General features: G+C 38.1%; 20 protein-coding genes. 7 read left to right on the plus strand and 13 right to left on the minus strand.

Annotated features, from left to right (window positions below; all coding sequences use genetic code 11):
- The first annotated feature begins 3 nt into the window (after positions 1–3).
- Positions 4–2,319, plus strand: coding sequence for a translocation and assembly module lipoprotein TamL (gene tamL / locus BUA60_RS18600; protein ID WP_072864356.1), 2,316 nt, complete (start codon positions 4–6; stop codon positions 2,317–2,319).
- Positions 2,320–2,500: 181 nt separating this feature from the next.
- On the plus strand, positions 2,501–2,686 hold the full coding sequence (locus BUA60_RS18605) for a CsbD family protein (RefSeq protein WP_031443147.1): 186 nt from the start codon (positions 2,501–2,503) through the stop codon (positions 2,684–2,686).
- 286 nt (positions 2,687–2,972) lie between these two features.
- On the opposite strand, the gene BUA60_RS18610 is transcribed toward BUA60_RS18605, so the two are convergent.
- Together BUA60_RS18610 and BUA60_RS22900 are read right to left on the minus strand one after the other, a co-directional pair.
- Positions 2,973–3,995, minus strand: a complete 1,023-nt coding sequence (locus BUA60_RS18610; RefSeq protein ID WP_072864358.1) for an AI-2E family transporter — start codon at positions 3,993–3,995, stop codon at positions 2,973–2,975.
- A gap of 282 nt (positions 3,996–4,277) precedes the next feature.
- Positions 4,278–4,445 (minus strand): lmo0937 family membrane protein, encoded by a 168-nt coding sequence (locus BUA60_RS22900; RefSeq protein ID WP_139827138.1) that lies wholly within the window; start codon positions 4,443–4,445, stop codon positions 4,278–4,280.
- Between the two features lie 504 nt (positions 4,446–4,949).
- Here BUA60_RS22900 and BUA60_RS18615 point away from each other — a divergent pair.
- A complete protein-coding gene (locus tag BUA60_RS18615) occupies positions 4,950–5,861 on the plus strand; it encodes a YihY/virulence factor BrkB family protein (protein ID WP_072864360.1) in 912 nt (303 codons plus the stop codon).
- 77 nt (positions 5,862–5,938) lie between these two features.
- Here the strand turns inward: BUA60_RS18615 and BUA60_RS18620 are convergent, their stop codons facing one another.
- The 5 genes from BUA60_RS18620 to BUA60_RS18635 form a co-directional block, all read right to left on the minus strand.
- Entirely contained in the window at positions 5,939–6,394 is a 456-nt protein-coding gene (locus BUA60_RS18620; RefSeq protein WP_084532685.1) for an ester cyclase, read from the minus strand.
- 223 nt (positions 6,395–6,617) lie between these two features.
- A complete protein-coding gene (locus BUA60_RS18625) occupies positions 6,618–7,808 on the minus strand; it encodes an amidohydrolase family protein (RefSeq protein ID WP_072864362.1) in 1,191 nt (396 codons plus the stop codon).
- 12 nt (positions 7,809–7,820) lie between these two features.
- On the minus strand, positions 7,821–7,955 hold the full coding sequence (locus BUA60_RS23410) for a hypothetical protein (RefSeq protein ID WP_262483047.1): 135 nt from the start codon (positions 7,953–7,955) through the stop codon (positions 7,821–7,823).
- A 677-nt stretch (positions 7,956–8,632) separates the two neighbouring features.
- Positions 8,633–9,421: an SDR family oxidoreductase gene (locus BUA60_RS18630; protein WP_072864364.1), complete on the minus strand. Its 789-nt coding sequence runs from the start codon at positions 9,419–9,421 to the stop codon at positions 8,633–8,635.
- Between the two features lie 13 nt (positions 9,422–9,434).
- Entirely contained in the window at positions 9,435–10,559 is a 1,125-nt protein-coding gene (locus BUA60_RS18635) for an adenylate/guanylate cyclase domain-containing protein (RefSeq protein WP_072864366.1), read from the minus strand.
- An 819-nt stretch (positions 10,560–11,378) separates the two neighbouring features.
- Between BUA60_RS18635 and BUA60_RS18640 the strand changes: the two genes are divergently transcribed.
- Positions 11,379–14,450, plus strand: a complete 3,072-nt coding sequence (locus BUA60_RS18640) for a ligand-binding sensor domain-containing protein (RefSeq protein ID WP_072864368.1) — start codon at positions 11,379–11,381, stop codon at positions 14,448–14,450.
- A 53-nt stretch (positions 14,451–14,503) separates the two neighbouring features.
- Here the strand turns inward: BUA60_RS18640 and BUA60_RS18645 are convergent, their stop codons facing one another.
- From BUA60_RS18645 to BUA60_RS18660, 4 genes are all read right to left on the minus strand, one after another.
- Entirely contained in the window at positions 14,504–15,268 is a 765-nt protein-coding gene (locus BUA60_RS18645) for a LytR/AlgR family response regulator transcription factor (RefSeq protein WP_072864370.1), read from the minus strand.
- A gap of 148 nt (positions 15,269–15,416) precedes the next feature.
- Entirely contained in the window at positions 15,417–16,469 is a 1,053-nt protein-coding gene (locus tag BUA60_RS18650) for a sensor histidine kinase (protein WP_072864372.1), read from the minus strand.
- Positions 16,466–17,527: a sensor histidine kinase gene (locus BUA60_RS18655; protein WP_072864374.1), complete on the minus strand. Its 1,062-nt coding sequence runs from the start codon at positions 17,525–17,527 to the stop codon at positions 16,466–16,468. Before BUA60_RS18655 ends, BUA60_RS18650 begins: the two co-directional genes overlap by 4 nt.
- Before the next feature lie 227 nt (positions 17,528–17,754).
- Positions 17,755–18,381, minus strand: coding sequence for a c-type cytochrome (locus tag BUA60_RS18660; RefSeq protein ID WP_072864376.1), 627 nt, complete (start codon positions 18,379–18,381; stop codon positions 17,755–17,757).
- A 389-nt stretch (positions 18,382–18,770) separates the two neighbouring features.
- Here BUA60_RS18660 and BUA60_RS18665 point away from each other — a divergent pair, with 389 nt between their 5' ends.
- Together BUA60_RS18665 and BUA60_RS18670 are read left to right on the plus strand one after the other, a co-directional pair.
- The gene (locus BUA60_RS18665) at positions 18,771–19,040 is read left to right on the plus strand and encodes a hypothetical protein (protein WP_072864378.1); all 270 of its coding nucleotides are present in this window, start codon (positions 18,771–18,773) and stop codon (positions 19,038–19,040) included.
- Positions 19,041–19,497: 457 nt separating this feature from the next.
- On the plus strand, positions 19,498–20,874 hold the full coding sequence (locus tag BUA60_RS18670) for a vanadium-dependent haloperoxidase (RefSeq protein ID WP_072864380.1): 1,377 nt from the start codon (positions 19,498–19,500) through the stop codon (positions 20,872–20,874).
- Positions 20,875–20,951: 77 nt separating this feature from the next.
- Here the strand turns inward: BUA60_RS18670 and BUA60_RS18675 are convergent, their stop codons facing one another.
- Both BUA60_RS18675 and BUA60_RS18680 read right to left on the minus strand, forming a co-directional pair.
- A complete protein-coding gene (locus BUA60_RS18675; RefSeq protein WP_072864383.1) occupies positions 20,952–21,674 on the minus strand; it encodes a LytR/AlgR family response regulator transcription factor in 723 nt (240 codons plus the stop codon).
- Positions 21,675–21,793: 119 nt separating this feature from the next.
- Positions 21,794–22,870: a sensor histidine kinase gene (locus tag BUA60_RS18680; protein ID WP_084532686.1), complete on the minus strand. Its 1,077-nt coding sequence runs from the start codon at positions 22,868–22,870 to the stop codon at positions 21,794–21,796.
- A 253-nt stretch (positions 22,871–23,123) separates the two neighbouring features.
- On the opposite strand from BUA60_RS18680, the gene BUA60_RS18685 reads away from it, so the two are divergent.
- Positions 23,124–23,348 carry a hypothetical protein gene (locus BUA60_RS18685; RefSeq protein ID WP_072864385.1) on the plus strand — a complete coding sequence of 75 codons (225 nt, stop codon included), beginning with the start codon at positions 23,124–23,126 and terminating at the stop codon, positions 23,346–23,348.
- Positions 23,349–23,351: the final 3 nt, after the last annotated feature.

The following is a 23,351-nucleotide window of genomic DNA, read 5'->3' on the forward strand; positions in this document are numbered from 1 at the left end:
ATTTTGAAGGCAACCATAACATATTACTATGCCCTGATATTGCTAATAACAGTAAGTCTATATTCCTGCGGTGTAAATAAATTTATTCCAAATGGGGAATCCTTATATACGGGTAGCAAGATCAACATAGAAGCCAATAAAGAAATAGGGAAGACCAAAAAGGTCTCCCAAGAACTGCATACCTTATTGCAACCGGAACCTAATTCCAAAATTCTTGGGATTAGGCCCGGGCTGTACTTCCATTACAAAGCTCAAAAGAAAAATCCAGGTTTTCTAAACCGATGGCTCAATAAAAAGTTTGGGGAAGAACCAATATACCTATCCGATGTAAATCCACAACGTATAAAGCAACTAATGCTGAACCGCTTGGACAATCGTGGCTTTTTTTACAGCAAAGTATCTTCCAAATTGGACAGTACCAAGAAACATGCGGCCCTTAAATACCAAGTGGAACTCCAACAGCCCTATACCCTTGAACAATTTAAGTTGGATAAAGATTCTTTGCCAATTTATAACGATATATCCAAGGCGCTGACCCAAACAGAAATAAAGCTAGGAAAACGTTTCGACCTGGAACTGATGAAATATGAAAGGGAACGTATAGACCAAGAACTAAAGCAAAAGGGATATTACAATTTTAATCCCGATTTTTTAATTTTTGAAGTCGATACCAATCGCTATGACAACAAGAAGTTCGATCTTTTTCTAAGGCTTAAAAAAAACGTTCCCAAAAAGTCCCTTATTCCCTATACCATTGATTCCATTGCCGTATTTCCCAACTATTCGATCGATACGGATACCCTTACGCCCTCCAGAGTCTCAACGATCAACGGTATAAGTTTTTTTCAGAAAGAAGAATTTTTTAAACCAGAAAAACTGGAGCCGTATATTTTGTTTGGACTAGGTCAAAAATACAATTCACGAACGGCCAGTCTTACCAGTAATCGTCTGTCTTCCTTAGGCACCTATAAATTCGTGAATATTAGATTCAATGAAAAGGACACATCGGCTACGGATAGTGTAGGATCCCTGTCCGCGGATATATACCTTTCGCCCCTCACCAAAAGGTCGGTTCGTGCAGAATTTCAGGGAGTTACAAAATCCAACGGTTTTGCCGGTCCCGGAATAGCCGTTACCTACAACAACCGGAACCTGTTTAAAGGGGGCGAGACCTTTGGCATTACAGGAAACTTCGCCTATGAGACACAGCTTTCAGGAGGAAAAAATACCGGCCTAAGTAGTATTGCTGGGGGATTGAAAGCAGATTTAATAATACCTTCCCTCCTTCCGTTTTCACCAAAAAGTTTTAAATATGCCGTACCCAAAACCAAAATAAGTTTGGGAACCGATTTCTTAAAGCGCACCAAACTTTATACTTTAAATTCGTTTAACGCGTCCTTTGGATATACCTGGAACGCCAATAGATTTGTTTACCACGAACTCAACCCAATTAATGTCAACTATGTAAAACTTTCCAAAACCACTGAAGAATTTACGGCCATTTTGGACAATAATCCATTTCTGAGTCAAAGTTTTGAACAGCAGTTTATTGCCGGACTAAATTATACCTTCACCTACAACGAATTGGTAGACCGCAACAAAAACAATCCATTTTTCATCTCTACAAGTTTGGATATTGCAGGAAATACTTTAAATCTCCTTAGTGGTTCAAAGACCACCATTTTTGGACTTGAATATGCCCAGTATGCCAAGGCCGATATTGATATTCGATATTATTTAAAATGGAAAAAAGAACAAGCCTTGGTAGCCAGACTTTATGGCGGATGGGGTGTTCCTTTCGGTAACTCCACCACCCTACCCTTTGTAAAGCAATTTTTTTCCGGAGGGCCCTATAGTGTAAGGGCATTTAAAATTAGATCGCTGGGTCCAGGCACCTTCAATTCCGAAGAAAATGGCACCTCTTCCTTTTTTGACCAGTCCGGTAATCTAAAATTGGAAGCCAACCTGGAATACCGATTTCCAATATGGTCCTATTTTAAAGGAGCCATTTTTGCCGATGCCGGAAACGTCTGGTTGACCAATGAGTTCGAAATTTCAGAGGATGAACCATTAGAGAGTCGCGAGTTCAACGAAGAATTGATAGCCAATGGAAAATTTAGCTCCAATTGGGCCAAGGAATTAGGTATAGGTGTGGGCCTGGGCCTTAGGATAGACATACAGAGCTTTGTATTGAGGTTCGATTTTGCTTCTCCGTTACAGGTTCCCTACCTGCCCGAAGGTGAACGTGTCAGAATTCCCTTTTTTGATGGGGGCAGCAATAATCTCATCTTCAATTTCGCCATAGGATACCCATTTTAATGCTTCCTAGAATTTAGGTATCCATTCTATTAAAAAAATCATAAAATTTTCATTATCAAGCAAATGGATCAAAATTGGAATCTTTTGAACTATTGCCTATAGTCATTTAGGTCTAATTTTAGTGTAGATAAATTATTAACCCGTCTGCCTATTATTAGCAGACCTTAAATACAAAAATACTATGAACAGTGATCAATTGGAAGGAAAATGGAAACAGGTCAAAGGTAAGTTCAAACAAAAATACGGTGATCTTACGGACAATGACCTAACTTATTCAGAAGGTAAGTTCGAGGAATTCTTGGGCCGGTTGCAAGAAAAAACCGGAAAGAGAAAAGAGCAATTAAAAGAGGAGATCGATAATCTATAGCCTCGAACTCAAGAGTATAAATCTCTTTGAACAACCCCTACATTCTTGTGGGGGTTGTTTTTTTTTTGTAGATGAGTAGTATGGAAGCAAACTTAAACCTTGGTTGGAGCCTATATTAAAAATATAGTCAGTTATGTATTTCCTTAGAAGTTTAAATGGTATATCCGTGGAATCTTGCCTAATTATTTGGGCGGTCCCTGCCCACCGCAGACCGGCCTAGCGCAAGAAAAGGGTAGTAGAAAAGAAAGTTGTTAACTGTTAAAAAAAGACCTAATTAAAACAGCACTTATAGCTTATCCGTATTGTCCTTGGCGTATTCCTTTTTGTACATTCGCACAATAATCAGGAAAAGACTAATAAGCAGGGGACCAAATATAAGTCCTATAAATCCAAAAATGGGCACACCAACAATTACTCCGATCAATGTAATTAAGGGGTGTACATTATCCAACTTTTTAAGTACATAGAGCCTGAACAAATTATCGGTAGACCCAACAACGATGAGGCCATAAAGCAGAACTCCCCAAGCTTGAAAATTGTTGCCTTCGGCAAAAGAAAGAATAAATACAGGTAATATCCCTAACAACGCCCCAATGAAGGGCACCATTGAACCAATGGTAACTATAACAGCCCAGAAGAACGGAGCTTGAACCCCAAATATTAAAAACCCAATTAGCGCAATTATCCCTTGTGCCAGGGCCACCAAAGGGATTCCCAGAGCGTTGGAACGTACCATAGTCCCAATTTCATCGCTGATAATTTTTAGATTTTCCTGGCTAATTGGAATATACCTAAATAAGGACTCTTGTAATTCCCGACGATTGGTCAGCATATAAAAAAGCATAAAATACATGATACCAACAGCAATAAAAACATTAAAGGTTCCACCTGCCAGGCCTTGAAGGTTGTTGGAAAGCCATGTAGACACCCCACTGGGATCAATTTGGGAAGTAAAATCATAACCGAATTTATTTTCCAAGGCTGCCAGCTGGGATTCCACCGCAGAAATAACTTTTTCGGAATTTTGAATGGCACTCTCCACCTTATTACCCAACATAAGAACAATTCCGGAAACAGGTAACAAAATACAAACGAATGATCCTATAAGTAAAACAACCGCAGCCAGATTTGGAGGCCACCCTTTTTTTACAAGTTTTGACATGGGTGCACGCAAAAGCACATAAATGGTTATGGCTCCCAAAACACCAGAAAAATAAGGCAGTATCGCCTGAAATATTAGGCCTCCCAACATAATGATGAGCAATAAACTAAATATTTGTCGAATTATTTTAGGATGGATATGCGTCATAGTGGGAATGCCTAATTAATAGGGTCAATATCTATTTAAAAGTTATTTTATGTGTTAATTATCTTTTATATGATCATTACAGTGAATACCTTAAATTACAAAGAGCCTGGAATTCCATAGTATAGAACCTTCCAATAAAATCCCAAGATCACGATTCTGAAAAATACATAATCGGTCTGTTTCCAATAATAGTCTCCAGTTTAGCTTTTGCCGTATTGGATCTAAAATCGGGAACATACAATATAGGAAAAAAGAGCTCCAAGCTATTTTATTGACATAATATTAAAGAGGCTTACGTCCCGATATAATATTGTAAAGAACGGCAATAATAGCGATTACCAAAAGAATATGGATCAGATTACTGGTTCCCATTCCGGCCACTATGCCAAAGAAACCCAAGAGCCAAATAATAATACAAATAACAGCGACTAACCAAAGTATACTTCTCATAATTTAATGTTTTAGTTATTAAAATTTATATTCAGACCAATATTTTCAGCCAAGGCTGACTATATAATCCAAACAATTTAAAGTTATACCAATCCCATAACCAACTGTAATTCAATAACTAATTTTATTAATGCAATCAACACGTATTCAAAATCCAGACTGCACATTCACTTCCTGGAAAGCATTGTTCTTTAAGTTCCTTAAACGTTGGGCCTACCAAAGATTTCTACTTTTAAAATTAAGGACTCCGACAAATTGGATCAAAATTGAATGGATTAACGTCAAGAAATTCAAAGATTTTGGATTAAGTTACCCTTCAGGTTGATACAATAAAAGGTATTAAACCTCAGGGCAAGCCCTGCACCCAATATTAGGAATAGACCCAAGGGTCGGGGTATTGAACCTAGATCCCGCCGAAAAAGGCGGGATTAGTTCAACTTGCAATTTTAAGTGCGTCTTACTGACTTCTCAAAATTGAGTTTCACTAATAAAAAACAAAATAGTATGGACAACGATAATTCCGAACAATTCTCTTTCAAAGCCTTGCCCAGTTTGATCGTTGAAACCTATAAGTCATGGTTGTCCAACGACCCTTTTAGGTCCAGTGCGGTGGTAGCCTATTACGCCATACTCTCCCTACCCGCCCTATTGGTGATCATTGTAAATGTTGTTGGGGCAGTTTGGGGAACGGAAATAGTACAGGGAAAACTAACAGAGGAATTTTCCATGGCCCTGGGTAGTGACGCTGCAACATCTATCCAAGCTATGATAGAGGAAACTCAAAGCGTAGAAAAAAGTACCCTATCCTCCATTATTGGTATCGGTATTCTTCTTTTTGCCGCTACTGGGGTAGTATATCACTTAAAAATTTCATTGAACGCCATTTGGAGAATTAAATCGGACCCAGAGGTGAAAATAAAAAAAGTGATCATAGACCGTGTATTGAGTTTTGCCTTTATTCTGGCGATCGGTTTTCTATTGCTTATCAGTTTCATAGTTACGGCTGCCATATCGATCCTTAACGACTTTATACGCGAGGTTTTGCCCGATGTGCTACTCTATGCAGCTTATACCATTGATTTTCTAATTTCCATTGCCATTATATCGGTCCTTTTTGGGCTAATGTTCAAATATCTTCCCGATGCCAAGGTAAAATGGCCTACCGTAAAGGTAGGTGCAGTTTTAACCGCTCTCCTATTCGTATTGGGAAAATCGGCCTTGGGTTATTATTTCGGACTGGCAGAACCAGGGTCTACTTATGGTGCAGCGGGTACTATTGTATTAATTCTATTATGGGTATCCTACTCCTGTCTTATCCTATTCTTTGGGGCGGAGTTCACCTATAATTACGCGGAGAGGTTCGGACGTGGCATAAAGCCCAATAGCAGGGCTGTTAAGGAAAATGATCCCTGTTAGTGGTCCTGATGGGCGCAATAGACCTTGGGTGATATTTAAAAGTGAGGCCTAGCGTTTTCGCACTTTTTTTGATGTATTTAAACAAACTTGGCTTCTTTCGTTCCATCTATCAACATGCGATAGAGCTCATACGAACTTCTTTCTACCCAACATTCCGCGAGCCTATTGCCGTCTACCTTCCAAATAGCTATTCCGGTAAATGAAATAAATCTTTGATCAGGACTAAGGCCGAAAAGACCATTGTTCTTACCGGAACAGACCCACCTTGAAACGACCTTGTTTTTATGCTCATCAAAAAATATTTCCACATTTTCCGTTTTGGCATCTATAAGTGATTTTTGAAATACTCCTACCCAATCCTTAAACTTGTCCCTTCCTTTTATTTTGACTCCCCCGGTCGTAATGGTGTAATCTTCTGTCATTAGTTCATCAATTGCCTCCAGTTCATGTGGAGGATGCCAAACCCGGTCGAAAAATTCCAACACAAGTTGATCGGGTCTAATATTTGAATTTAGTCGTTCTTGTTTTTTCATGACCACAATTTTATGTTAAACCAATCTACTCTAATTTAATACAGATCATTTCAAAATGGCCGCCACCTTTTAATAACATGAGTGCTTCGGATAACTGTTCAAATTGAAAAATGGATAACCTTATGTAAATGCATAAGGGTAAACATTCTTCCATACATTTCAGTCGATCCGGTTTCAACGGCCTCTATTCTGGCTGCTCTGCTCATGATTATTCCAACTTCAATCATTTGTATGCAGATTCCACCTCTTTCAACATTACATCCAATTGAGCCCCGTTGAACCAATGGCCCTTCAACATGACCCCTTCTATGCTTTGGGTGTTCTCAATATTATCCAGCGGATTTTTGGCCAGTAGTACCAGGTTGGCATTCTTTCCTGCTGCAATGGTGCCCTCCGATGCATATTTACCCAAGTAACGTGCCGGATTAACGGTGCTTGCCAATAGGATGTTGTAAGGTGCAACGCCCGCCTCCTGTAAAAACTTAAACTCCTTGTGCAACGAAAAACCTGGGATTACCATACCATAGGTATCACTACCGCTTAGCAGATGTACACCATTATCAATTAAAATACGGGTAAATGCCTTTATCCATAGAAAGTAGTCAGCGAATAGGGTTTCTGCCTTTACCCCTTCAAATTCACTATTTTTCATTTTGCGGTAGTCATTTTTTTCAGTTAGAAAGTTTTCCCGTTCCTGTTTAGGCAGATATTTTACCAATTCATGATTTTGAAGCTCGGCAAATTTTTTATCGTCCAAACATTGATTTATAAAATCGAATATAACCAGGGTAGAACCTATGTAAATATCACTTTGTTTTAATTGAAGTGCTACTCTACTTAATTCGGCCAAATCTTCATTATAAAGCTTTTTCCCACTATCGTCCTTTGAGATGTAAAGAAACTCTTCCACATGCTCGATCGATTTCATGTGCAAGGAATATTCCAGCGGAAGGTTCCTTTGGGCATGGCCAATTATCGGAATTCCGTTCTTCTCACCTACTTCCAAAAGTTCTAAATAAATTTCCAGGGGAAGGTTATCCGCAATTTTTAAAAAGTCGTAACCTTTGTCTATGTGAGACTTGACCACGTCCATCACTTGCTCCAAATTATGAAGATCATCCGCTTGTAGATAAGGGCCGGTGGTATAATAATTGGGTCCAAGCAAATCACCCACTGAAATTTTATTCCTAATTGCGATATGGTCTTGTCCATCACGTTCGGCCATGTTCCTTGCAGTGGTTATTCCATTGGCAATAAGTAGTTTAAAATCAATGCTTGGATCATTGTTTCTTAGGTGATAGTGCATCTCCGACAATCCAGGAATTAAGTACTTTCCTGTTCCATCGATGGTTAGGCTTACATGATATTGAATTGGGTTAGAAGTTGGCTCGACCTTTACTATTTTTCCATCCATAATAATGACCCGTTACTTATCCAGTACTACTTCTTCGGTCATTGGAATAACGTTGACATTTTCAATTGAAAAAGTATCGAAATTCTGCCCAGCGATGTTTTGTATGCTAATCAACAGCATTACTATGATGAAAAGCCACTTTTCCATAATTTCCGAATTTGAAATGTTACATTCTTAGCCCACTTCTTTTTTCCCTGGCTTTAGAACTATTATCGCCATGTCACAAAAAAATCCATTCTCTTGGCATACCTAAAAGCAGTATACTTTCCGGATACTGTAGGCAACTAAAAATACTCTTTAATTGCCCTCAAGATGTTGATTTTTTAAACAATGTTAACCTCTTACTTTGTATACATAGGCAAAATTAGCGTTAAGCATTGGCCACGGAAAGTAATTGTGTATAAAGTGCTGCAAAGAGGTATTAAACTGTCCTAAAAATCGCATTAATTGAATATACGATTTATAATAAACGAAATTTCACAGGAAAAAAGAGTATTAAACGCCCCCCTTCCTTTGGACCAATTAAAGCAAAAGTGAGCTGCCAAACCTGAGCCTTTAGATCGGTTCAAGTAACAGCAAACAAGGTTGAGTTTCTACTAATTGGAGCCACATAAGTTTAGGGAACTCCACAACCCTTAGTTTGTTGCCCATAGCATTAATGATACCTATAAAAGCTATCTCAACCCCTAACTACCCTGTTGCTAGCCTAATTCTTAATATGACAATTCACAAACCAACTGAATGCTGTACTTCATATTAGAGCTCGTTCCATGATGGATTGCATCCCTAGCTATACATACCTTTTTATAAACAAGTCCACTTTATTATCCTTCAATTATTCTTTTTGATAAAAAGTCGGACCACCTAATACTTCCATACCTATTTTCAGGACATAAGTTACTACCAGATCTAAATATGGCATAGAACTCGCTATCCAATGTGGACTCGCTCACTTCTATTACCTTTTTGTCCCTATTTATCTGATTAAAATAAATTTGGGCCATTTCTTTAAGAGACATGACTTCGGGTCCTCCCAAAGTAACCGTTGTGTTAAGAGGTTCCTTCTCCACCAACTCAGCTATGTATTTGGAGGCATCTGTGATGTCTATGGATTGGAATTTCAACCCTTCGGGAATTTTGAATTCCGGAGATTCTTCATCTTGCAGATTATATATCATGCGTTGAACCACAAAGTCATGGAATTGGGTCAACCTAAGTATGGTATATGGAACTTTGGAATTTTCAATGATAACTTCGGCTTTCCTTTTATGGGTGTAATAGGAAAAAGTACTTTTATCAACACCTACAATGGAGATATAAATCAAGTGAGGGGAAGAATCCTTATTGATCGCCCCAATTAAATGTTCCGTACCCTTTACATCAACATTTTCTGAATCCATCGCATTACTCGCACAATGGATAATAACGTCAGTGTTGATATCTGGCAAGCTTCGTTTATCGGTTAAATCCCCCATAAGAATGGTGCTTCCTGTGGGGGAAATATAATTGGTTTTCTTGCTTAGAATAGAGGGATGGTATCCAAGGCGAACAAGTTCCCGAATAATAACTTTGCCTAAACTACCTGATCCCCCGGTTACCAGTACTCGTTTCATAATCGATATATCTTTAATTGACCAGTATAGTATTCAAATCAATTTTCTGTTCCTTACCCCTTAAACTAATTTCACCGATAGGAATAGCCATGTATTTAGCACTTAATTTCATTAGCTGTAGCAAAGCGGATGAAACAAGTATTTTTACGTCATATTGATTACACAAAGCTTGAATACGGGAAGTGGTGTTCAAAACATCCCCTGAATAGACGATATCCTTTTTGATTACGCCAATCTCCCCTGTGGTCGCTTTTCCTAAATGTAACCCTGCCTTAAAAGTTGGGACCACTCCATATTTTTCAAGATACTTTGATTTCTTTTCCTCGATAGTCCTTTCAATTCTATAAAAGCAATGAAGGGCGTTATTGTTTCTTATTCCCTTTTCCACAGGCCATGAAATTACCACCTCATCGCCCACGTATTGATAAATCTCCCCCAAACTCTCAACAATGGGTCTAGTAATGTCTTTATAGATTTCCTTGAGCATTTCAAAAAATTTGCCGCTCTCCATTTTCTCCGCTATGGACGTGGAACCTTTAAGATCTAGAAACATAAAGATTCTTTCTTCCTCCCTGGGTTGGATGTATTTGCCTGTCAAAAAACTCCAAAGCACACCTTGTCCCAATTTATCATTGATTTGAAGTACAAATTGTGTGGAAGAAAACAATAGCCCCCAGATTATCATAGTGGCAAAAAATGATGGGACGCTTAAATAAGCCATTAAATTATATACTGAATGCGCAAAGGCAAATTCACTTTCACCCAGAAGGTTATAAAAGACTAAACCTAATAGAAAAAGACCAATGAACGCCAGCAACAAATACCAAAGTACAAAAAGCAATCCTGAACCAATTGCACAGTGTTCAAAATATTTTTGTCCGAAAACTTCATATCTGCCGTACACTAATATAGTACCCCCTATTAGGCCTATAAAAATACTGAAGAACAAGTTGGCCATAAAGTTGGGCCAAAACTCAAAGCTTTCTGTCAGATTGTGCAAATGAACAAATTCCATGGTGGAAAAATATCTGTAAATATAGAATACCGATTGTACAAGCGCCCAGCACAATGTAATTATCAAGATCTTTTGTATTTCTTTTAAACCAAGTACCGATTTTCTAAATAATAATGTTCTCATGTGTTATAGCGTCTTATAAATTGTTGACTAGTTTTCAGGTTCCTTAAAAATAAGGCCCCGCGTATAATATTTCTGTTAGGTGGAAATTGGGCCAGTGAGATTAGCCACTGTCCCAATTTCCTAGATAGGCTTGTACAAGTTTATTGCACAAAGCTTAGAATCAGAATTTGAAACGTCTGGTTTCAAACCAGTTAACCCTATTTGAGTTCTTGAAAGTTGAATATTTTCTTGATTCTGATGGCAATAACAATTCTCTTTTAAATGCTCTCATGATGTTTGTTTTTTAATTGATTAAAAATTGTATTTTTCCAATTCTTTGGTAAAATTAAAGTCAAACTGAAGGTTTTAAAATTCAAATTGGATGAACTGGAAAGAAGTAGGTTTGAACTGATTTTATTCCTGATGTATATGTAAACTTCCTTCTACAAGCCACGGCATTTTTTTGCCAATTCGGCCTTATATCGTTGAGCCATTTTTTTTGGGAGCCCCCTATAATTTTCAAAATAATAGTATATCGAAGACATCTTCTTGACCAAGTTTCAAGGTTTTAAAAATGTACTAAAAAGTTCAAAGGGTAATTCCTATAATAAGCCTAAAGGATTGGACATTGTCCCGACACGCTGACAATTCCTTTAATTGGAGTAGGCCCATAAGGCATCGGAAATAAACTACCAATAACATTTCAACGCTGCCTTGAAAGGCCAAAAGTAGGATTATTTACATGTCTTGGCAAACAGCATCAATCACAGTATGAATTGGTTTAAATATGGTATGATTTGAGCAGAGTTTATTAAATTAGATATTCCTAAATAATGGCACTTGAAAAATATATTTTTATATATTTCGATTGCGATTTATACCTTGGCAGGCAGCGCCCAAAAGCCTGAACCAAAGCGCTATAATTTTGCCCATTATACCGAAGAATCCGGACTTCTTTCTTATCAGGTCAATTCTACCTTACAAGACGATGAGGGCTTCATTTGGATCGGCACCAATGAAGGCCTACAGCGATTTGATGGAATACGCTATAAGAATTTTGGGCAAGCCCAGAACGATTCATCTTCTATACTATCAAAAGCTATTTTACAGGTCCTTCTGGATGCCAACAGAAATTTTTGGATACTGACTCTAGATGGCAGTGTAGGGCTTTTTGACAATAAGTCCTTTACTGTGGAAATGGCCCAAGTAAAGGTAAAAAATGAAGTCCTGCTCGCTTCTTTGACGATGCCTAAAAAACTTATTGCCGCCGATGATGGAACAGTTTTTTTGTTGCTTCCCGGGGAAGAGTTGGTCACCTACAATAAGGAAAACCATGAATTTTCGGCCGACCATAATTTCTTCAACCCAAAACCAGAATGGAAAATTGTCGATTTCATACCACAACCCGGTACGAAAAAATTATGGATGTGCCTCTCCGAACAAGGATTTGCAGTTTACGACCAAAACACTGGTCAATTAAGCCATAACGACAATAATCTAGGGCAGGAAATAATAATAGAACACTATAAAAACACCACAAACCCAAATAAACTATTTTTTGATAGTCGGGGTCGTGCATGGCATGTGGGTATGGCTGATGGCTTGCCCTATATATATAGTTATGACCTTCAAAAAAAGGAAGTGGTTCTTTACAAATATGGCTTTCTTGATCAAGTTCCCCGACACCATGAAATACACCAATTTTTGGAACAGCATGATGGCAATATTTGGATTTCAGGCATCAATATTCTCGCTAAATACTTGGAAAAAGAAAAGCAATTTGAGCAAGTGCATAATGGTTATGTGGACGACCGCAGCATTGAGTTCATTGTTGTCACCAACCTAAACGAAGGGCGAGAACACAATATCTGGGTAGCAACTGGCAACAATGGCTTGTTCCGCTTTAATCCAGCCGAAGAATTTTTCACCAATATAGGGCATCCTTCCAAATTGGCAGGCAAAATTGGTACAGGTGCGCCTATCACCTTTATTCAAGATCTTGACGGTAGTGTTTTGGTGGGGGTCTGGAACGACCACTTATATCGCTATGACCACAATTTAAAACCGCTGCCGCTTGCCATTAAAGGATTTCCTCCCAATGAAATCACTACTGTAGTCAACATGTGTAGATCACGAGAGGATGGGTTTATTTGGATGGCAGTAAAGAACGGTATTTATAAATATGATCAACAAAAAAGACAGGTAAAGTTCTATCAACTCCCCAACTTGAAGAGTAGAATTCGTGAGATTGAAGAAGACAAAGAGGGAAATCTTTGGCTTGGTTTACAGGAACACGGTGTTTATAAATGGGATACCAAAAAGGGAAAAGTCAATTTTGAAAAAGGCATTTCACATTTTACGGCCATCCCCGAAGTACGGGTGAATAAAATAATGATCGATAGCAAGGGCTTGGTATGGGTAGGTACGCATACCAAAGGGCTATATGTATTGGACCCGAAAACCGATTCGGTGGTCCTACATTTTCATGATAGGGCCACAAATGGGTTAAAATTGCCTGATAAAATGGTTGCAACTATATTGGATTACAATGACAGTCTAACGGTGATAGGTACAAGTACCAATGTGCTTCTCTATAATAGGTTGCGCAAAAATCTATTGTCACTGGGAAGCAATAAGACCATATCGGGATTTATTCGATCCATGGAAAAAGACAGTACCGGTTATGTTTGGGTTTCATCTACTGCAGGACTGTACCGGGTAAATTTACAGAATAGGGTTTTTATAAGATTCAACAGGAATAATGGTATCAGAAACGATTTTTTTATAATGTCGGCCTCCTACGTTATGCCCGATGGAAGAATGATTTATGGTGCCTCGGAAAGTATGGTCGCTTTTGACCCTGCTTCCGTAAAAATCAATACGAGCTATCCGGTTGTGAATATAACGGATTTTAAAGTGATGAACCGGTCGTTGCCCCTTGATTCATTGTTAAGGTTAAAAACCATAGAATTGGGCCCAAACCAAAATTCGATAGCTATTGACCTATCCACAATGTCATATAATACTGCTTATGGCATCAAATATAAATTGGAGGGTCTGGACAATGGATGGGAAATAGCGGATAAGACTCACCAACTAATGTACACTTATCTACCCCCTGGTTCATATCAATTTAAGGCAAATTCGATCAATTCGGAAGGAGAGGAAGGCACCAATCCATTGGTATTGGACATAAGCGTTGCTACACCATTTTGGAAGACCCGATGGTTTTACGGATTACTTGCCCTATTGGTTGGTTTCATTTTTTTCTGGTTGGATAAGATTAGAATGCAGCGAAAAGAAGCCGTGCACAAAATGCGAAGCAATATCGCCATTAGCCTTCATGAGGAGGTAAACACAGCTCTCAGCCAGATTAACATTTTAAGTGAAATGGCCAAAATTAAAGCTAAGAGCGACCCAACAAAATCTACGGAATTTATAGATCAAATCCATTCAAAAAGCCACAATATGATTATCGCTTTGGATGATATGCTCTGGAGTATTTCACCGGATAATGACAGTATGGAAAAGACAGTAGAACGGATGAAGGAGTATATTGATGCCCTAAATAACCGACACAATACCGGTATCGAAATTTTGGTGGACGACAGGGTAAAATCACTAGAATTGGACATGCAATATAGGCACAACGCTTTTTTGCTGTTTAAAGATAGTATTCTGGGATTGGTAAATGTATGCGCCTCCCAATGTAAAATCCATTTGACCCTAGAAAAATCAAACCTTTTATATACGATGCAAATCAACAGCGAACGTTGTGATATGCAGAAGTTGAACAACCTTAAATATCGTCGGGATATTGTTAAAAGGTTAAATGCCACAAAGGCTACCTTAAATTTGCAGGTGCTGGGGAACCACTCTATATTGGAGTTGAGAATACCTATTGTACATTAGAATTGGTATGCCATTAAATTTTAGGGATGGAAGCTTTGCAAAAGTGAACTATATCATTTTCCCATCCATTTTTTAAAGGCGGTTACCTTTTCCCTGCTTACCAAGGCTTGCTTATCCACTGGTGGTTTTAAACCTAGTAAAAGTCTATTTCCAAAATAATCTTCAATTTTATCTACACTATTAATTGAAACATAGAACGAACGGCTAATGCGAAAATATTTTTGGTTATCGAGCATTTCCTCAAGCTCTTCCATGGTATAATCCACAACGAAAGTTCTGTTATCGGTAGTTTTAAAAAAGTTGAGTCGACCATCGCTAAAAAAATAGGAAATCTCCTCGATCTCAATGCTAATCAATTTTTGGCCCTGCTTCACCAAAAAGCGTTTGCGATATTCCTTGGGTTGTAATTTTTGCTGAAGCTCTCTCACCAAACTATCAAAATCCGTATTAGGATTTTCTGTGCCCTTTAATCTTCTAAATTTATTTATGGCAGCCTCCAGCTCGTCTTTTTGGATGGGCTTCAGCAAATAATCTACGCTATTAACCTTAAAGGCCTTTAAGGCAAACTCATCGTAAGAAGTAGTAAAGATTACGGGACCGTTTACATCGATAAGGTTGAATATTTCAAAACTTTGACCATCGGCCAGCTCTATATCCATTAAAATTAATTCAGGAGCAGGATTATCTTTCAACCATTGCACTGTAGCCTTAATACTATCGGTAGTACCTATCACCTCAATGCCAGGATCCACTGCTTCCAATGTTTTTCGAAGTTTTTTTACCGCTAGGTCCTCATCTTCAACTAATAATATTTTCATGTTCCACAATATTAAAAGAGGTTACTATAAAATTAGCATAAAACAATATTGACCAATAAATTAATTTAATTAGTAGGGCAAACATCTGCATGAATTGTGGTTTTCCATGTATCGACTGTTAATTAAAATTTGAGGTTAACCCTCCCGGTTAGACCTTGATGGCCTGTGGGTTCCAAATTAGGGGCAAAACCACCGTAAAATTTTTATCATCCGCCATAACCAGAAATCCTGACTGTTTCAATAAGGAATACTTGGTTTTTATGTTTTTGAGGCCCACTTTGGTACTGTTAGCTTTTACCGTTAGCGGTTGGTGATTATTGCTTACTACAAGTTTGTTTCCAGCCACAGTAAAAATATCGATTACCAGTGGATTATTCTTTGACAGTGCATTGTGTTTTACTGCATTTTCGACTAGCAATTGCAGGGTCAAGGATGGCAACAAATAAGGGTCGTAGCGTTTATCGATTTGGACATTGAGCTGTACAGAATTGCCGTACCTTGTTTGCAAAAGGTTAAAATAGGATTCTATAAATCTTATTTCTTGTGCTACCGTACTTACTCCTTCCTCATTGTTTTTTAAGAGGTAGCGGTATACTTTGCTCAGCTCGTCCAAAAACATTTCTGCACGCTTTTTATCTACACTAATTAATGACGATAAGGTATTAAGGCAATTGAATAGGAAATGTGGATTTACCTGATTCTTTAGGGTATCGAAATCTTGGTGTACGGCAAGTTCCTGCATTGTTTCTTTTTCCCGCGCACTTTGTTTCATCTTTGAAAAAACATAATCGGCTTCGTACAGGGTTTCAAAAATAGTATTTACACCAACTCCGACCAGCAGGCCTTTAAAAAGGTCATCGTCTTGAAACTGATACTCCAAAATATGAAACCGATCATAGATAAAAAGAATTAGGAGTATGCTGGGGGTCATAACAAAAAAAAGTACCATGGCCTTCCCCAGAACCCTTTGCCTACTCTGATTCAACTCAGGGTATTTTCTTTCAATCCAATCGGCATAAAGTACGTGGGAATACCATGAAAAAATGCCGATCAGATAAATCAATGGTATGGAGTAGATCCATACCCTATAATCTTTCCAAAGTCTGTCGTCGTATAGAATTAGGTTTACAATGGCCGAAATTAATGGCATTGAAAACAAGAAGGAATACAATTCCAATTTAGGTGGCCTAACTAATTTCATGGTGTCAACTCCTTTTTTTTATGTATTAATGGAAGTTTGATGACCCGTTGTATACCCGATGCCATATCCATTATAATCGGCTGATCCAATAGTTCATATTTATTGATCAAATTATCAAGGTTTGCCTCAAAATCCACCGTGTCCGTTATAACTTTCGGTTGAATGCCATTGACTATTTCAAGGGTATCATTACCATTGGAACTAATGGAAATTAAGAGTGGATCGCTTTTACACAGCTTATTATTCGCAAAGGCATTTTCAATAATTACTTGTAAGGTTAGGGGTGCAATAAATTTGGTTTTGTCCTCTTCGTCCACCTTTATTGTTAACTGAAGTCCATCACCGAATCTGGCTTTCAGTAAATGTTGATAGGCATCCACAAATTTCAATTCGGTTTCTAGGGTCACCAGAGGGTCATCATCATTACGCAACATGTATCGATATACCTTACTCATTTCATCTAGGAAATCTTCCGCCCTCTTCTCGTCCTCTTGTATTAAGCAGGACAAGCAATTTAAACTATTGAACAAGAAATGCGGATTTACCTGACTTTTCAGGCCTTGCAACTGACTTTGTCTATAGGCTTGATTTAACTTTTCGGTTTCCTTTTGGTTTTTCTTCCACTCTTGGTAACGGGAAATTCCTTCCATTAAAAAAGTAAGAAAAATGCTTGTAATTCCCAGAGCCAGATAACCCCATGCAAAGGCGCTCTCATTAAACCTGTAATTAAAATAAGGTATTGATTCGAACAAATTGAATAGTGCAACCAAAAATAGTCCGGTCGTTATTAAAAAAGTAATTATCATCAAGGACAAACGTATTGGCACTGCCCCCTCCGAAGGATACCTATTCCTAAAAAAAACCGCAATGGCTCCGCAAGTCACAAAATCAATGCAAAACCACACGAATGAAACCAAGGTGGCCAATAGAAAATATCCTGGACTTGAAAAATATTGGGACCCGAAATTGATGCAATTGAGCAAAAAAGCAAATACAGGTGATATGAGGATCATCACCTGGTTATCCAAACCATTGTATTGTGGTAAATGTATTTTCATTTTGTTTCCAAATTAGCCTCTAATTTAATTTGACAACTTCCGAAACCCACAGTCCTAATAAAGATAGTTATGAAATGGATATAGTCTGAATAAACGGCTAATTATTTATTGATCAATACCTTCCGGTAATCCAACAAATTCTTGTACCTGATAGCAACGGAAACCTGTCCCACTTTTGCCAGAAACAGGTTCGTTTTAGAAAGTGCCTCTTTTACCTTGGAAGAATTTTATTTAGCTGACCAATTTCTCTTTAAGTCTTCCAATGATATGGGTGGTGGCACTATGTTGGATACAGGTCTTGTGGTTTTCAGATAATAAAAAATTGAAATCAGATCTTCATCTGTCAAATTTTTATAGAAATACCATGGCATAAGGGGTAATAAATCCCTTGAATTCTCTAAGCCTTTGTATTTGCCTTCTCGTATTGCACGAATGAAATTTTCCTCGGTCCAATTACCAATACCACTGGGATCACTGGTTAAATTGGCCGCAAAGGTTTGGCCCCATGGTCCTAAATGACTGGTACCGTCGGGATTGAACATGATCCACCCATTGGATATCGAACTCAGGTCGATCGGCGGTACGGTCCCATTGGATGGAAATCCCGATAAATCAAGTTCTGGTATTATTTCAGGACCATTTGCACCCATAGTTTTGGGCGAATGACAATCGGCACACCCAATCGAATTGACCAAATACGCTCCTCGCTCAACAAGGAGCGATGAATCCGCTATGGTAGCAGATCCTACTGGAACCAATATCCCATCCTTCTTCTTAGATGTACCCATGCATGCTAGAACAGCTACCAAAATAATAAAGGTAACAATAGAAAAATTTAGAATTGACTTGCGCATAACACTGAAAATTTAATGAATAAATATTAAAAATGACTATGAAAGTTGACTTCCCAACAGCCCTCAAACAGCACTAGATGCAGTTTAAAATCAATCGAAGATATTTTTTAGCCATCTCTTTTTCATGATGGACATGTACGAATTGAAGAAAACAATGGATGAAGTGTTTAAAATAACAAATAGGCACTATGGTCGTAGTTTCCCAGTTTAGTGTTATAGCAATAAGAGTTGACTAACATCCATTTTTGGGATGCTAACGAACGGGAATTAAGAATTTTAGGTAGTTTATTGGGATTTCTTGCATGGCCTGCCAACACCCCTAGATAGTTTCCATTACTAAAAAATCTCGTTGAACAATCTGTACATGGTAATTGCCATTACTAGGATCTATGATTCCACAGGAGTTCAATGCCTTTGAGGTTACCAATCCGCTTACTGCTACTATGAGAGCAAGCATTGTAACGAACGATAATAATGTGGTCTATAGATGGTTGCCGAACACAAGAGTTTTTGGCACTGTATTCACAACGGCCATCATTGCTAACGAGATCAACAAGGAAAATAACGATTTTGACCGTGACGACTCCACCTCCATAACCATTGCCACGAACGATTCTTCTAACGACAATGCCTTTAACACGACCCTATTGTTTCTTTGAAATTGGTCCGGTCGTAAAAAGATAACTGGCCCAAATTGATTAATAAGTTTGCATAGGCCTATTCTGCAGATGTGTCTATTCAGTAGAAATTATATCCAATTCCACAAAATTTCGTAGAAACGACTTATAACTACTATTGATTCCTACTGTATAATTATCGGAGAACCTCGCCACATACCAGGCAGTTTATCAAAAGGCGTATATTTTTCTTTGGACTAATCTTTATGAAATTAGGTAATGTTTCAGGAACATGGAGGTGTTGTTCTAGGGAATTCATAAATTGAATAAGAAGTTAGATCCACTATAATAAAATTGGTTTTTTTTAGATGGAATTATCGATTCCGTTTGTCGATCAAAACACTTCCTTCTTACCTAAAAATAGGTTATACATCATACCTAAAATTTCTGAATCCCCAAATGCAATATTTTTAGCATGAAATCCTAAAAATATACTGTCATGAAAAAAAATGTTAAGCTTTTTGGGCGCAATGTAATGTTGTTAGTCGCAATCGTTGCCTGCGAAACGAACAATTTCGAAGATGATCCAATTCTTGTTTCCGACAGGAAATTAATGTATAATGGAATGATTAAATCATATAACAATGAAATGGTATTGAAATGGGACAATGCCATTGGTTTGGCCATTGATAATTTAAGTCCACCTCCTCCAGAATCAAGAGCATATGCCATGGTAACATTGGCCATACACGACGCATTGAATAATATTGTTCCTAAGTATGAACCCTACGCCCTAGATAATAGTCTGGTGAATCCTAAAGATATCCCAAAGAAAAAAATAGCACAAATCGCGGACGCGGCAGTGGCACAGGCTGCACATGACGTACTAGTCATTGTGGCTCCAGGTTGGAAGTTAAATGCCGATGATCTCTTAGTTGAATGCCTCTCGAAAATTGAAGACTCCGAATTTAAAGAAAAAGGAATTAAGATTGGTGAAGAGGCAGCAGCCGCTATTTTGGAAAAAAGGCAAAAGGATTTAAGGCCGATGTTTACTTCTTCCACTCAAGGTACACTGCCGGGTGAATATAGATCCTATATGCCATGGACAATAGCCAATCTTCCCATTTGGCCAGCAAATGCCGTCTATGCTCCAGATTGGGGAAATGTTGAGCCATTTGGCATAACCTCGGGGAAACAGTTTAGACCTGGTCCACCATATCCAATCAATTCACCGGAATACGCTTCCGATTATGAAGAAGTTAAGCTATTGGGGTGCAACGATTGCCCTGATCGAACCCAGGAGCAATTGGACCTAGGAGCCTTCTTTATTGAAAATTCTCCAAGTGCCATGAACCGGCTAGCCAGATTATTGGCAGTCGGGGATAAACTTAACGGATTCGAGACTGCCAGACTTCTAGCCCTTACCCATATGGTTCAAGCCGATGCACATATAAGCCTTTTTGAAGCCAAATATTACTATAATAGTTGGAGACCCATAACTGCGATTAGAGAAGGAGAGAATGATGGAAATAATAATACCGCCGGAGACACCAACTGGAATATACCTCAACGGCCTGAGGTAAGAGTAACACCACCAACACCTTCCTATCCTTCCTCCCACGCTGCCAACGGAGGAGCTGCTGCAGAGCTGTTCAAATTGTTCTTCGGGAAAGACAAAAAATCATTTACCATTGAAAGTATTAGTCTGCCCGGAACAAAAAGAAGCTATAAAAGCTTTTCTCAACTTGCAGATGAAATTTCACTTTCCAGGATATATATAGGCTATCATTTTCGACAAGATATAATCGAAGGTAAAAAAATGGGAAGGCAATTGTCAAAATTTGTATTTGAAAACAATTTGAGGGAACTACCTTAAAATCCACATCGGAATATTGAACTTAATAAGATCCAGTTTTAGCAGTAAAACTGGATCTTGGTTTTTTAGCCCATTATCTATGGACTATCCAGGTTAGCACTGATTGATGTATTATCCGTCAACTTTTGGATTACGGAGGAAAAACTTCTACCAATGGGTAGTTCTATTTTCCCAATTTCAACATCGTATTTCGTATAAGCCGTTACTTGGTGGATAGCCACCAGAAAGGAACGATGGATCCGCAAAAATAAATTCTGTGGCAACATTTTTTCAACGGCACTGATCGACAGCTTTACCTTGACCACATCCGTTTTTTTATGGATAATAATATAATCCTTATAACTTTCTATGTAAAAAATATCCTCTAAAAATACTTTTACCATTTTCCGGTCTGCCCTAAAATATAAAAAGCCTGGCCCTTGATTGGCAGGAGCCACCTCAACAGTTGTTGTATGGCAAAACTTATTCACGGCTTTTAAGAACCGTTCAAAGGAAATTGGTTTTAACAGATAATCAATGGCATCCAGTTCAAATGCCTCAATGGCATAATCTTTATGGGCCGTAGTAAAAATAACCTTAGGGGGATATTGAAGTGTCTTCAATAATTGCGTGCCCAACAATTTTGGCATATTAATATCAAGAAATATTAGGTCTACCTTTTCATTGTTCAAAATATTGATTGCTCTAAATGCATTGCTGCAAGTTCCTACAATCTTTAGTTGATCTAAAGACCTTATGTAACTTTCAAGGATCTTGATCGCATGGGGCTCATCATCCACAATTATACAATTATATTTCATCTGTCAACGGTTAATGGTTTCTTACGACAAGAGATATTCCCAAATTCCAGCTGCGCTAGTACTTTAAATTTTTGTTGGATTGCTTTCTAAAATTGCATCGAAACATATCAAAATCCAGATTAATTTGATATGCTTAAAACCAATTCGTCCTCATATTGTTTCTCCAATTCCTCCAAATTGATTTCTAGGCTTACCACAAAAACTTCGTCCAACATCACCGTTTCCAAAGTGTGGTTCTGTTTATATAAAAGTTCCAGCCTTTGCCTTACATTTTGAAGGCCCAATCCCCCAATTCTGGTTTTTACCTCATCGGCATCTACACTGTTCACCAATTTGAAGTACATGGTGGAACCCTGCATAGAAAGATGCAAACTTATCCAACTAGTTTCTAACTGTCTACTGGTTCCATGCTTAAAGGTGTTTTCCAAAAAAGGAAGTAATAGTAACGGTGCAATCTGAAATCGCCCAATGTCACCGGTAATGGATATGGATAAATCCAACCTATCACCGTAACGCAACTTTTCTAGAGATATATAGTTTTGCAACAATTCGATCTCCTTCACCAAGGAGATTTTTGGAACGTTGCTATCATAGATCATAAACCGCAGGAGCCCGGAAAGTTTCAACACTATTTCAGGGGATCTCGGCGACGCCTCCAACGTATGTGAATACAAATTATTAAGCGTATTGAATAAAAAATGGGGATGCAACTGCGCCTTCAACAGTTTTAATTCGGCAACTGTTTTCTGTTGTTCGGCCTCAATGGTCCTCTTTCTTTGCAAATACCAGTATTTTAATAACTTAATAGATAGAGCTATCCCCCCAACGTGCAGAAAGGGCAATACGTTCCTGCCCACGGTAAAAGTAATGCCCTTAAAATCGTCAATATTGGATGACAATTGTAATTGCGCCAAAATAGTATAGAGTATGCAGAACGACATTACAATTGAAAGCCCAATAAAAAAATGTAAAAACTTGCTTTTCAGCAAATATCTGGGGACCAAAAAGTAGAGCAGGGAATACACCATAATAATATGGCCTGGCAAAAAATAAAGGGAGTTTATAAAAGATTTTTTTGGATTTACATTGAGGCCAAAACCCCACGCAAAATAGGTTACGATCAAAGCCCAAAAAACAAGGTGCAGCCCGATTGTTTTCAGACCGATGGAAGCTTGGAATCGACGCAGGGTGCCCATAAGTTCCGTTTATATAAAGTCTCTATTAAAGTTAAACAATCTACTTCATATGGAGAAATTTGATGATGAACAACGAACTTTAGTAGATAGAAGATCAAAATTGAGCGGTCTATCCATTATTCAATAGAAACTGTTCCTCTGTCCTACAAATGGCACTTTCTACACACCTATTAAAATTGACCCTAACATTTGAATTATTTTTAAGTGTTTTAAGAAATCAAAGTCTATTTTATTAGTTAGAGTCCTTGGTTTTATGGCTTTTGGCATTGTTTCCTTCTCCAAGGACGATATTGCCAATGGAAGTGCAGTTGGACCAATTGGAGCAAACTTGGCAAAAAATGGTTTTGACAAGTTCAACTCCCAAATCATATTAAGTAGCGGAGGATTTCTGACTAGGGGAAGTAAATTAAGAGATTTTGTTCCAGGACAAAACTCAACATTTAAAGAGACTCTTGTTCATGGGGATGATGTTCAATAACTT

This window comes from Arenibacter palladensis (assembly GCF_900129275.1).
GTDB classification, from domain to species: domain Bacteria; phylum Bacteroidota; class Bacteroidia; order Flavobacteriales; family Flavobacteriaceae; genus Arenibacter; species Arenibacter palladensis.

Excerpts from the sequence above, each read along its gene's own strand:
- BUA60_RS18605 (WP_031443147.1), top strand. The coding sequence starts at position 2,501 with ATGAACAGTGATCAATTGGAAGGAAAATGGAAACAGGTCAAAGGTAAG.
- BUA60_RS18610 (WP_072864358.1), bottom strand. The coding sequence starts at position 3,995 with ATGACGCATATCCATCCTAAAATAATTCGACAAATATTTAGTTTATTG.
- BUA60_RS22900 (WP_139827138.1), bottom strand. The coding sequence starts at position 4,445 with ATGAGAAGTATACTTTGGTTAGTCGCTGTTATTTGTATTATTATTTGG.
- BUA60_RS18615 (WP_072864360.1), top strand. The coding sequence starts at position 4,950 with ATGGACAACGATAATTCCGAACAATTCTCTTTCAAAGCCTTGCCCAGT.
- BUA60_RS18620 (WP_084532685.1), bottom strand. The coding sequence starts at position 6,394 with ATGAAAAAACAAGAACGACTAAATTCAAATATTAGACCCGATCAACTT.
- BUA60_RS18625 (WP_072864362.1), bottom strand. The coding sequence starts at position 7,808 with ATGGATGGAAAAATAGTAAAGGTCGAGCCAACTTCTAACCCAATTCAA.
- BUA60_RS23410 (WP_262483047.1), bottom strand. The coding sequence starts at position 7,955 with ATGGAAAAGTGGCTTTTCATCATAGTAATGCTGTTGATTAGCATACAA.
- BUA60_RS18630 (WP_072864364.1), bottom strand. The coding sequence starts at position 9,421 with ATGAAACGAGTACTGGTAACCGGGGGATCAGGTAGTTTAGGCAAAGTT.
- BUA60_RS18635 (WP_072864366.1), bottom strand. The coding sequence starts at position 10,559 with ATGAGAACATTATTATTTAGAAAATCGGTACTTGGTTTAAAAGAAATA.
- BUA60_RS18645 (WP_072864370.1), bottom strand. The coding sequence starts at position 15,268 with ATGAAAATATTATTAGTTGAAGATGAGGACCTAGCGGTAAAAAAACTT.
- BUA60_RS18650 (WP_072864372.1), bottom strand. The coding sequence starts at position 16,469 with ATGAAATTAGTTAGGCCACCTAAATTGGAATTGTATTCCTTCTTGTTT.
- BUA60_RS18655 (WP_072864374.1), bottom strand. The coding sequence starts at position 17,527 with ATGAAAATACATTTACCACAATACAATGGTTTGGATAACCAGGTGATG.
- BUA60_RS18660 (WP_072864376.1), bottom strand. The coding sequence starts at position 18,381 with ATGCGCAAGTCAATTCTAAATTTTTCTATTGTTACCTTTATTATTTTG.
- BUA60_RS18665 (WP_072864378.1), top strand. The coding sequence starts at position 18,771 with ATGATTCCACAGGAGTTCAATGCCTTTGAGGTTACCAATCCGCTTACT.
- BUA60_RS18670 (WP_072864380.1), top strand. The coding sequence starts at position 19,498 with ATGAAAAAAAATGTTAAGCTTTTTGGGCGCAATGTAATGTTGTTAGTC.
- BUA60_RS18675 (WP_072864383.1), bottom strand. The coding sequence starts at position 21,674 with ATGAAATATAATTGTATAATTGTGGATGATGAGCCCCATGCGATCAAG.
- BUA60_RS18680 (WP_084532686.1), bottom strand. The coding sequence starts at position 22,870 with ATGGGCACCCTGCGTCGATTCCAAGCTTCCATCGGTCTGAAAACAATC.
- BUA60_RS18685 (WP_072864385.1), top strand. The coding sequence starts at position 23,124 with ATGGCTTTTGGCATTGTTTCCTTCTCCAAGGACGATATTGCCAATGGA.